Here is a 10,304-nt window from a genome sequence, read left to right on the forward strand (position 1 = left end):
CTGGCGGTGCGTGACAGATGGTCGGGGCACGACATTGCCTCAACATTGCGTCCTGGCCAGGCGTATCATCGGCCTATTCCCTTACGGTTCAGTCCCATGCCAAAGACCCTGAAGATCGATTTCGTCTCCGATGTCGCGTGCCCGTGGTGCGCCATCGGCCTCGGTGGCCTCGAGCGCGCCCTGCAAAACCTGCAGGGCGAAGTGGATGCCGACATCACCTTCCATCCGTTCGAACTCAACCCCGGCATGCAGGCAGGCGGCGAGAACTCGCTGGAGCACATCACGGCGAAGTACCGCATGCCGGCCGATGAAGTGCGCGCGAACCGCGAACGTATCAGGGAGCGCGCGGCGGCCGTGGGCTTCACCATGAACACCTCGGACGACAGCCGCATCTACAACACCTTCGATGCCCACCGCCTCATCGCGTGGGCGGCGGCCAGCGGCAGGCAGCTCGCGCTGAAGCAGCGCCTGCTCGCCCTGAACTTCACCGACCAGGCCGACGTGGCCAACCACGATGCGCTGGTGAAGGCCGCCGAAGAGGTCGGGCTGGATGGCACCGAGGCCCGCGCGGTGCTTGATTCCGACCGCTACGCCGCCGCGGTGCGCGAGGACGAGCAGCTTTGGCAGAGCCGCGGCATCACCGGCGTGCCGGCCGTGGTCGTCAACGAGCGCTGGCTCATCTCCGGCGGCCAGCCGCCCGAGGAATTCGAGCGGCAGTTGCGGGCCATGGCGGCGGAAAGCTAGGCCCCCGCCTTAGTCCATCCGTGCCGGTGCCCTCACTTTCGCGTTGAGGGCATCGATGCACCACAGCAGCGTGCCCTTCACCGGGCCATGCAGGCGCGCCTGGTGGCCGCGGTAGAGCATTTCATGGCTGTAGCGCGCAAGCCGGCCGCGCAGGGTCAGGCCCTTCAGTAGCCCGGTTCGCCCCAGCGAGCCGAACGCATCGTATTCCGCGAGCGACACCAGCGCGCCGAAGTCGTGGTAAGCGAACGGCGGGATCGCGTGGGCACGCGCAAGGAACGCGGGTAGATGCTTCGCCAGGTGCGCGGCTTGTTGGTGTGCGACCTGCGCCGTGGGTGGCAGCGGCTTGTGCCCGTTGAGCGAGAGGCTGGAGCAATCGCCCACGGCGAAGATCCGCGCATCGCGCGTCGTCTGCAGCGAACGGCCCACGATGAGCTGGCTGGCGGCATTGGTTTCGAGGTCGTCCAGGCCGTTGAGCACCGCCGGTGCCTTCACGCCGGCGGCCCACACCTTGAGCGTGGCACGTACCCAGCCACCGTCCTTCAGGGCGATGCCATCGCGCTCGATGGCCACGGCGCGCTGGCCCGTCATCACCTGGATGCCCAGCGATTCGAGTTTCCCGCGGGTGGCATGGCCCACGTCTTCGGGGAATGCCGCGAGCAGGCGTGTGCCACTTTCCACCAGCGTGAGGCTGATGCGCGAGCGCAGGGCCTCGGAACCGTACGATGCCGCGATGTCACGGAGCTTCACCAGCTCGGCCGCGAGCTCGACGCCGGTGGCCCCGCCGCCGATGATCGCGATGGGCAGGTCGCTGCCGTCGGCCAGGCACTGCAACATCCGTTCACGGAGGGTACGGGCGAACGTGTCCGCGTCGCGTCGCGAATCGATGCGCATGCCATGCGCCTGCGCGCCTGGCACGCCGAAGTCGTTGGCCTGGCTGCCGATCGCGAGTACCAGCGCGCGGTAGCGGACGCGTCGCGCTGGCAGCAGCACCTGGCCCGAGGGACCCTCGAGCGGCGCCACGGTGATTTCCTGGCGTTCGCGGTCGAGGCCCGCGAGGCCGCCAGGCACGTAGGTGAAGCCGGCATCGCGGGCCTGGGCAAGGTAGGGCGTCTGGTGCTGGGCAAGGTCGCGCGTGCCGGCGGCGATGGTGTGCAGCATGGGTTTCCACACGTGTGCGGAATCCGCATCGACCAGCAGCACCTTGCCCACGCCACGGCCACGCCGCGAGCGGCGGCCCAGCGTGGTCGCGAGCTCCAGGCCCGCGACGCCACCACCGACGATGACGACGTCGCCTTCGAGGACATTGTCGTTTCCCATCACTCCACCTCCGCGAGGTTGTCCCAGCCACCGCCCAGGGCCTTGTACAGGCTCACCACGTTCACCTGGCGGGCGAGTTCGGCCGCGATGACGGTCTGCTGCGCGGTGTAAGCGGTGCGCTGCGCATCGAGCACCTCGAGGTAACCCACCACACCCTCGCTGTAGCGGCTTGTCACCATGCGGCGCGCCGCCTCGGCGGCATCCGCCTGCTTGCGGCGCGCGCTTTCCTGCTCGGCCACCACGCGCCGCGTGGCGAGTTCATCGGCCACTTCGCGGAAGGCCACCTGGATAGTGCGTTCGTACTCCGCCACGGCGATCTCCTTGCGGACCTTCGAGACGTCGAGCTGTGCTTTCAGGCGGCCGCCGTTGAAGATCGGGATGTTGATGACGGGGATGAACGACCACGTGCTGCCGCCCCCTTCGAACAGGCCCGAGAGCTCGTTGCTCGCGGTACCCGCGCTGGCCGTGAGGCTGATGCTCGGGAAGAACGCGGCACGCGCGGCACCGATGTTCGCGTTCGCCCCTTGCAGCTGGTGTTCGGCGGCGAGGATGTCGGGGCGATCCTGTAGCAGGCGGGAAGGCAGGCCGGCAGGGAGTGTATCGACCGCCAGCATGTCGCCGAGCGAGCCCGGCTTCGGCAGCAGCTCGTCCGGCACCTTGCTACCCACGAGCAGGTCGAGGGCGTTACGGTCGAGTTCCAGCTGCTTGCTCGCGTCCAGCCACTGGGCACGGGCGTCTTCGCGCTCCGCCTCGGCCTGGCGCAGTTCCAGGGCGGACGAGGCGCCCACGTCCTGGCGCTGTTTCTGGATGTCGTACGCACGCTCGCGGCTTTCCAGCGTTTGCTTCGCCAGCGCTTCGAGCGAGCCATCGGCGGCCATGGCCATGTACGTGGCGGCCACCTGCGCGACCAGGCCCATATGTACGCTGCGCTGCGCTTCGCCGGTGGCGAGGTAGGCCTGCAAGGCCTCCTCGTTGAGGCTGCGCACGCGGCCGAACAGGTCGAGCTCGTAGGCGTTGATGCCGACGCTGGCGGAGTAGGCCTTCATCACGTTGGGCTGGCCCGGCATCGACAGGCTGTCGGGGCTGCGCTGCGCCACTTCCGCGGCACTGGCCCCGACGGACGGGAACAACGCCGACCGCTGGATGCGGTGCTGGGCCTGCGCCTGCTCGACGCGCAAGGCGGCGATGCGCAGGTCACGGTTGTTGTCGAGCGAACGCTGCACTACCTGCTTGAGCTTCTCGTCGGCGAACAGCGCGCGCCAGGACAGCTCGGCGGCGGGCACGGCGTTCGTGTTGGCCGCTTGTTCGGCCTTCGCACCGGGGTAGGTATCGGCCACCGGGGTGGCCGGGCGTTCGTAGTGGGGTGCCATGCTCGCGCACCCGCCGAGGGCGAGCGCGATGGCCGCGCCCATGAGCGATGTCATGAGTTTCACGGGGTTTCTCCTTCATGGGCGATGCGCGGCTGCTCGGCGTTCTGCTTGGCCTTGCGGCGCTTCGACAGGGACATGACGACAACGAAGAACAAGGGGACGAAGAAGATGGCGAGCACCGTGGCGGTCACCATGCCGCCGATCACGCCGGTGCCGATCGCATGCTTGCTGCCCGCGCTGGCACCGCTCGCGATGGCCAGCGGGATCACGCCCGCGGTGAAGGCCAGCGAGGTCATGATGATCGGGCGCAGGCGCAGGCGGGCCGCTTCGATCGCGGCTTCCACGATGGGCTTGCCATGTTTCTCCACCAGGTCGCGGGCGAACTCGACGATCAGGATGGCGTTCTTCGCCGAGAGGCCGATGGTGGTGAGCAGGCCGACCTGGAAGAACACGTCGTTGCCGAGGCCACGGCCCATGGTCGCCAGCACCGTGCCGATGACGCCGAGCGGCACCACGAGCATGACGGCGGCGGGGATCGACCAGCTCTCGTACAACGCCGCCAGGCACAGGAACACGATGAGCAGCGACAGCGCATAGAGGGCAGGGGCCTGGTCGCCCGAGAGGCGCTCCTCATACGAAAGGCCTGTCCAGCTCAGGTTGACGCCATCGGGCAGGTCCTTCGCGATGGCCTCGATCTTCGCCATGGCATCGCCGGAGCTTTCGCCCGGCGCCGGGGCACCAAGTATCTCCACGGCGGGCACGCCGTTGTAGCGCTCCAGGCGCGGCGAACCGTGCACCCACTTGCCGGTGGCGAAGGCGTCGAACGACACCATCTGGCCGTCGGCGTTGCGGACGAACCACTTGCCGAAGTCCTCGGCGGCGACGCGGGACGCGGCCTCGCCCTGCACGAACACGCGCTTCACGCGGCCGCGGTCGAGGAAGTCGTTGACGTACGCGGAGCCCCAGGCGGCCGACATGGTGGTGTTGACGTCGGCCAGCGACAGGCCCAGGCGCTGCACCTTTTCGTCATCGATGAGGATCTGGAACTGCGGCTCGTCGTTCATGCCGTTCGGGCGGACCATGGCCAGGCCCGGATCCTGCGCGGCCTTCACCAGCAGCTGGTCGCGGGCCTGCATGAGGCGTTCATGGCCCACGCCGCCACGATCTTCGAGGAAGAAGTTGAAGCCCGTGGCGTTACCCAGTTCCATCACCGACGGCGGCGGGAACGCGATCACCTGCGCTTCCTTGATCTGGGCGAAGCGGCCCATCGATTGCTTCGCCACCTCGAACACGCTGAGCTTGCGCTCGTCCCAGGGCTTGAGCTTGATGAAGGCCATGCCCGAGGCCTGGCCGCGGCCGGCGAAGCTGAAGCCGGAGACGGTCAGCACCGATTCAACCGATTCACCCTGGTCTTTCTCGTAGTACTGGGCGACCTGGTTAAGCACGTCCTTGGTCTGCTGCGCGCTGGCGTTCGGCGGCAGCTGCACCTGCACGAACAGGTTGCCCTGGTCTTCATCGGGCAGGAACGAGGTGGGGATCATCGGGAACAGCACGGCCAGCGAACCCACGATGACGAGGAACGCGGCCAGGCCACGCTTGCGTGCGCCGACGAAGCGCGTGACGCCGCCTTTGTAGCTATCCGTGGCCCGGTCGAACCGGCGGTTGAACCAGCCGAAGAAGCCCTTCTTCGCGTGGCCGTGCCCCTTGTCCAGCGGCTTCAGCAGGGTGGCGCACAGGGCCGGGGTAAAGATGATGGCGACAAGCACCGACAGGCCCATGGCCGCGACGATGGTGATGGAGAACTGGCGGTAGATGACGCCGGTGGAGCCACCGAAGAACGCCATGGGCAGGAACACGGCCGACAGCACGAGGCCGATGCCGACGAGGGCGCCGGTGATCTGCGTCATCGATTTGCGCGTGGCCTCCAGCGGTGACAGGCCTTCTTCCGCCATGAGGCGTTCGACGTTCTCGACCACGACGATGGCGTCATCCACCAAGAGGCCGATCGCCAGCACCAGGCCGAACATGGTGAGGATGTTGATGGTGAAGCCGAACGCGGAGATGACCGCGAACGTGCCCAGCAACACGACCGGCACGGCCAGCGTGGGGATCAGCGTGGCGCGCCAGTTCTGCAGGAACAGGAACATCACCAGGAACACGAGCACGATGGCCTCGAGCAGCGTGTGCACCACACCGTCGATCGACGTGCTGATGACCGGGGCGGTGTCGTACGGGTACACGATCTCGACGCCGGCGGGCAGGTTGTGCTCCAGGCCCTTCAGCGTGGCGCGCACGGCTTCGATGGATTCGAGCGCGTTGGCGCCCGCGGCCAGGCGCAGAGCGATGGCGGCGGCCGGCTTGTCGGTGCCGTACTTGGCAGCGATGGAGAAGTTCTCGCCACCCAGGTTCACCGTTGCGACGTCGCGCAGGCGCACCTGCGAGCCATCGGGGTTGGCCTTGAGCAGTATCTTCTCGAACTGGTCGGGGGTCTGGAAACGGGTCTTGCCGATGACGGTGGCGCTGAGCTGCACGTTATCCACGGTGGGCAACCCGCCCAGCTGGCCGGACGACACCTGCACGTTCTGCGCCTGGATGGCGCGGGTCACGTCCACCGGCGTGAGGCCGAAGTTGTTGAGCTTCGCCGGGTCGAGCCAGATGCGCATGGCGTTCTGCGTGCCCATGAACTGGAAATCACCGACGCCCTTGGTGCGCGACAGCGGATCCTGCAGGTTCGAGGCGATGTAATCACCCAACTGGTTCGCGTTCATCTGGCCGTCTTTCGAGATCAGGCCCACGACCAGCATGAAGTTGATCTGGTACTTGGCCACGCGGATGCCTTGCTGCTGCACTTCCTGTGGCAACAACGGCGTGGCGAGCGAGAGCTTGTTCTGCACCTGCACCTGGGCGATATCCGGGTCGGTGCCCTGGTCGAAGGTCACCGTGATGGCGAAGCTGCCATCCGAGTTGCCCTCGGACTTGATGTAGCGCAGCCCGTCCAGGCCGTTGAGCTGCTGCTCCACGACCTGCACCACCGTGTCCTGCACGGTCTGGGCCGAGGCGCCCGGGTAGGTGCCGGAGACCTGCACGGCCGGCGCGGCGATGTTGGGGTATTGGTTGATCGGCAATGCCTTGATCGCCAGCACGCCGGCGAGCATGATCACGATCGCGATGACCCACGCGAAGATGGGCCGGTCGATGAAGAAACGTGCCATGGTCAGCCCTCCTTGACCTTCACGGGCATGCCCGGGCGCACCTGCTGCAGCCCGTCCACGATCAGCTTGTCGCCGGCCCGCAGCCCATCGGTCACCAGCCACTGGTTGCCGATGCTGCGTTCGGTGGTGACCTTGCGCACCTCGGCCTTGCCGGCCGCATCCACCACCATGGCGATCGCCTGGCCGCTGGTATCGCGCGTGATCCCCTTCTGCGGCACCAGCAGCGCACCGCCGCGCACGCCTTCGTGCAGTTCGGCCTGCACGAACATGCCCGGCATCAGCAGGCCGTCGGGGTTAGGGAACACGGCGCGCAGCGTCACGGCGCCGGTGCCCTGGTCCACGTTCACTTCGGAGAATTTCAGCGTGCCCTTCAAGGGGTAGGCGCGGCCGTTCTCGAGTTTCAGCGCTACCTCGGCCTGCCCATCGCCGGCGGCCTTGAGCTTGCCGCTGGCAAGGTCCTGCTTGAGCGCGAGGATGGCGGTGGAGGGTTGCGTGATGTCGACAAAGATGGGGTCGAGCTGCTGGATGGTGGCCATGGGCTGCGGCTGGCCGGAGGTGACCAGCGCGCCCTGGGTCACCGCGGAGCGCCCGATGCGCCCGTCGATCGGGGCCGTGATACGGGTAAAGCCCACGTCGATGCGCGCGGCGTCGGCGGCCGCCTTCGCCTGCAGGTATTGGGCGCGGGCGTCGTCACGTGCCTGCTGGCTGATCGCCTGGCCCTGGATAAGGCGGTCGTAGCGATCTGCCAGGAGTTTCGCGGCGCCCGCGGCGGCGTCGGCGCGGGCCAGCACGGCGCGGTACGGCGCCGGGTCGATCTGGTACAGCACCTGGCCGGCCTTCACCTCGGCACCTTCATCGAACTGGCGGCGAAGGATGATGCCGTTCACCTGCGGGCGCACCTCCGATATGAGATGGGGCGCGGTGCGGCCCGGCAGTTCCGTGGAAAGGGCGACGTCCTGGGCCTTCAGTGTCACCACGCCTACGTTGGCGGCAGGTGGCGCAGGGGGCGGGGCGTCCCGCCCGCCGCAGCCGGCGAGGCCGAGTGCCGCGGCGGCGGCGAGGGAAAAGGAGCGGGCAGCTTGCATGGCACGACCTCCGGTGGCGGGGCTGGTTTATAGATTGAGTAATCATTCTAGAACGATTGGACTAAATAGAATGAACATTCTATAAATTACGAAGGGACGGCCTTGGCGGGCGCCTGAACCGTTGGTGCAGGCGGGCAAGCGGGGTGTGTTGCATAGAGGGGCCGTGCTCCGTTACCTTCTAGATTGAATAATCATTCTAGAAAGGCGCAGGAGAGTTCCATGGCCAACACGACCAGGCGCGAGACCCCGAAAGGCGAAGCGCGCAGGCGCCAGGTGCTGGACGCCGCCACGGAGTGCTTCCGCCAGGAGGGCATCCACAGCAGCTCCATCTCGCGCATCTCGCGCACCTCGGGCATGAGCCCGGGGCACATCTACCACTACTTTGAAAGCAAGGAAGCCATCGTCGAGGCGATCGCCGAGCGCCAGGAGCACGAGAACCTCGAGCTGCTGGACAGCTTCCAGGCCGATACCCAGGGGGGTGACGTGGCGACGCGCCTCGTTCGTCGCATACCCGAGGTGGTGGCCCGCGGCACCAACCCGGCCAACACGGCGCTCTCGCTCGAACTGGCCGCCGAAGCCTCGCGCAACCGCGCGGTGGCCCAGATCATCCACCGCATGGACAAGGGGATCACCGACCGCTTCGTGCGGCTCATCGAGGACGTAGGCATGCCCGCTGGTCTAAGCTCGGCCGATGTACTGAACCGGGTCGATTTCATCGCGCTGATGATCAACGGCTTGCCGCTTCGCGCGCAGATGAATCCCGACCTGGACGTGGACGCGATGACGGGCATGCTGTGCGACGTCATCCGTTTCCTGCTGGAGCCACCGCGGGGGTAGGCGATGAAGCGAGCGATGAGGGCGGCCGCGCTGGCCTTGGGTATCGGTTGGCTGCAAACCGCGCCGGCCGCGACGCAATCCATCGCCAGCGTGCCCGACATGGCGCTCGCCACGCCGCATCGCTTCGAGCGCGTCGCCTTCGACCTCCGCGTGCCGTGGGAACTGGCGTTCCTGCCCGATGGCACGCTCATCTTCACCGAGCGCGACGGCCACGTGCGCCTGCTCGGCCCCGGCCACGACACTGCGCCCGCGTTGCAGGTGCCCGTGGCCCAGGGCAACAAGATGGGCATGCTCGGCCTTGCGCTCGACCCCGCGTTCGCCCGCAACCATTACGTCTACCTCGCCTACGACCACGTCGCGGGCGATAGCGAATCGAACGAGGGCGAGCGCGCGTTCCAGCTGCGCGTCGTGCGCTTCGTGCTCGCCGATCGCAAGCTGGTGCAGCCGCGCGTGCTTGTCGATGGCATCCCCGCCGCCACGAACCACACGGGCTCGCGCCTGGTCTTCGGCCCCGATCGCAAGCTCTACATCACCACGGGCGACGCCGACCAGCCACCGAAGGCGCAGCAGCTAAGCGAATTCAACGGCAAGGTGCTGCGCATCAACCCGGATGGCAGCGTTCCCGCCGATAACCCGTTCGTGCATACGCCAGGCGCGCGGCCGGAAGTGTGGAGCTACGGTCATCGCAATCCCCAGGGCCTGGCGTTCGACGATGCCACGGGGACGCTGTTCGAAAGCGAGCACGGCCCGAACGGGGGCGACGAGATCAACCTCATCGCCAAAGGCGCGAACTACGGCTGGCCGACGATCGACCACGCCGCCACGAAAGAGGGCCTGCAGTCGCCCCTGTTCGAATTCACGCCGTCGGTGGCGCCGGGCAAGGCCATCCTCTACCACGGCAACGCATTCCCCGAGCTGCGCGGCAAACTGCTCGTGGCGCTGTTGCGCGGGGAGGGCATCCTGGTGTTCGATCGTGATGGCACCACGCTGTCGAACCCGCGGCGGTTGTTCACGCGCGGCTTCGGGCGTATCCGCGCCATCATCGAAAGCCCCGAAGGCTACCTGTACTTCAGCACGTCGCAGTGGGATCCCGCCGAAGGCCAGCCGCGCAAGGACGATGACCTGATCGTGCGCGTGGTGCCGGCGTCGGCACCGAAGGGTGCTTACCCCGCGATCGAACCGCGCAAGATCGCGGCGAAGGCGGCGCCCACCGATCCGGCGCTGGTGGCGATCGCGACGCATTGCGCCGCGTGCCACGGGCCCGACTTGCGAGGGGGCTCCGGCCCCAACCTGGTGGACAGGAAGTTTGTTTACGTGACGGACGACGCGTCGCTGGAGGCTTTGATGGTGCGTGGCATTCCCGATCGCGGCATGCCGCCGAACTCGACCATCACGCCGGCAGAGCAGCAGCGCATCGCCACCTACCTCGACGCGGCGCGCGCCAAGCACTAACGCGGGCGGTGCCAATATCATTTGTTGGAGCCAGCTTGCTTGTGGGAGCCAGCTTGCTGGCGATGCCCTTCTCACCGGTTCATCCGCTGTCGCGAATGCATGTCTTAGCGGCGTTCGCCGCCTATGGCGTGCGGGGTTGAGGCGAAGAGCCCTTGGTGCCCACCCTCGCGTTCAAGGCTGCGGCTGCGCCGCCGTGTTCTTCATTCGCGCACGGGTGTGCGCTCCTACGGGCCTACGGCCGCTCTCTTGTGCGGAACTCGCCTCGAGGGTGGGCACCAAGGACTCTT

At 67.3% G+C, this 10,304-nt stretch carries 7 protein-coding genes; 3 read left to right on the top strand and 4 right to left on the bottom strand.

The window, feature by feature from the left end; genetic code table 11:
• The first annotated feature begins 96 nt into the window (after nucleotides 1–96).
• The gene (locus VI08_RS19030; RefSeq protein ID WP_045831216.1) at nucleotides 97–744 is read left to right on the top strand and encodes a DsbA family oxidoreductase; all 648 of its coding nucleotides are present in this window, start codon (nucleotides 97–99) and stop codon (nucleotides 742–744) included.
• 9 nt (nucleotides 745–753) lie between these two features.
• Here the strand turns inward: VI08_RS19030 and VI08_RS19035 are convergent, their stop codons facing one another.
• Genes VI08_RS19035 through VI08_RS19050 form a run of 4 tightly spaced genes read right to left on the bottom strand, consistent with a single transcriptional unit; the run spans nucleotide 754 to nucleotide 7,728 of the window.
• Nucleotides 754–2,061 (bottom strand): NAD(P)/FAD-dependent oxidoreductase, encoded by a 1,308-nt coding sequence (locus VI08_RS19035; protein WP_045831217.1) that lies wholly within the window; start codon nucleotides 2,059–2,061, stop codon nucleotides 754–756.
• On the bottom strand, nucleotides 2,061–3,485 hold the full coding sequence (locus VI08_RS19040) for an efflux transporter outer membrane subunit (protein WP_045831223.1): 1,425 nt from the start codon (nucleotides 3,483–3,485) through the stop codon (nucleotides 2,061–2,063). The genes VI08_RS19035 and VI08_RS19040 overlap by 1 nt, the downstream gene beginning before the upstream one ends.
• Nucleotides 3,486–3,490: 5 nt before the next feature.
• On the bottom strand, nucleotides 3,491–6,643 hold the full coding sequence (locus VI08_RS19045) for an efflux RND transporter permease subunit (protein WP_045831218.1): 3,153 nt from the start codon (nucleotides 6,641–6,643) through the stop codon (nucleotides 3,491–3,493).
• Nucleotides 6,644–6,645: 2 nt separating this feature from the next.
• Entirely contained in the window at nucleotides 6,646–7,728 is a 1,083-nt protein-coding gene (locus VI08_RS19050; RefSeq protein ID WP_045831219.1) for an efflux RND transporter periplasmic adaptor subunit, read from the bottom strand.
• A 219-nt stretch (nucleotides 7,729–7,947) separates the two neighbouring features.
• Between VI08_RS19050 and VI08_RS19055 the strand changes: the two genes are divergently transcribed.
• On the top strand, nucleotides 7,948–8,565 hold the full coding sequence (locus VI08_RS19055) for a TetR/AcrR family transcriptional regulator (protein ID WP_052698065.1): 618 nt from the start codon (nucleotides 7,948–7,950) through the stop codon (nucleotides 8,563–8,565).
• Between the two features lie 3 nt (nucleotides 8,566–8,568).
• Nucleotides 8,569–10,017, top strand: a complete 1,449-nt coding sequence (locus tag VI08_RS19060; protein ID WP_084621622.1) for a PQQ-dependent sugar dehydrogenase — start codon at nucleotides 8,569–8,571, stop codon at nucleotides 10,015–10,017.
• Nucleotides 10,018–10,304 lie beyond the last annotated feature (287 nt).

The organism is Luteibacter yeojuensis (genome assembly GCF_000964085.1).
GTDB classification, from domain to species: Bacteria; Pseudomonadota; Gammaproteobacteria; order Xanthomonadales; family Rhodanobacteraceae; genus Luteibacter; species Luteibacter yeojuensis_A.

Bases quoted from the DNA above. Each gene is read 5' to 3' on its own strand.
- VI08_RS19030 (WP_045831216.1), top strand. From the start codon at position 97: ATGCCAAAGACCCTGAAGATCGATTTCGTCTCCGATGTCGCGTGCCCG.
- VI08_RS19055 (WP_052698065.1), top strand. From the start codon at position 7,948: ATGGCCAACACGACCAGGCGCGAGACCCCGAAAGGCGAAGCGCGCAGG.
- VI08_RS19045 (WP_045831218.1), bottom strand. From the start codon at position 6,643: ATGGCACGTTTCTTCATCGACCGGCCCATCTTCGCGTGGGTCATCGCG.
- VI08_RS19035 (WP_045831217.1), bottom strand. From the start codon at position 2,061: ATGGGAAACGACAATGTCCTCGAAGGCGACGTCGTCATCGTCGGTGGT.
- VI08_RS19060 (WP_084621622.1), top strand. From the start codon at position 8,569: ATGAAGCGAGCGATGAGGGCGGCCGCGCTGGCCTTGGGTATCGGTTGG.
- VI08_RS19040 (WP_045831223.1), bottom strand. From the start codon at position 3,485: ATGACATCGCTCATGGGCGCGGCCATCGCGCTCGCCCTCGGCGGGTGC.
- VI08_RS19050 (WP_045831219.1), bottom strand. From the start codon at position 7,728: ATGCAAGCTGCCCGCTCCTTTTCCCTCGCCGCCGCCGCGGCACTCGGC.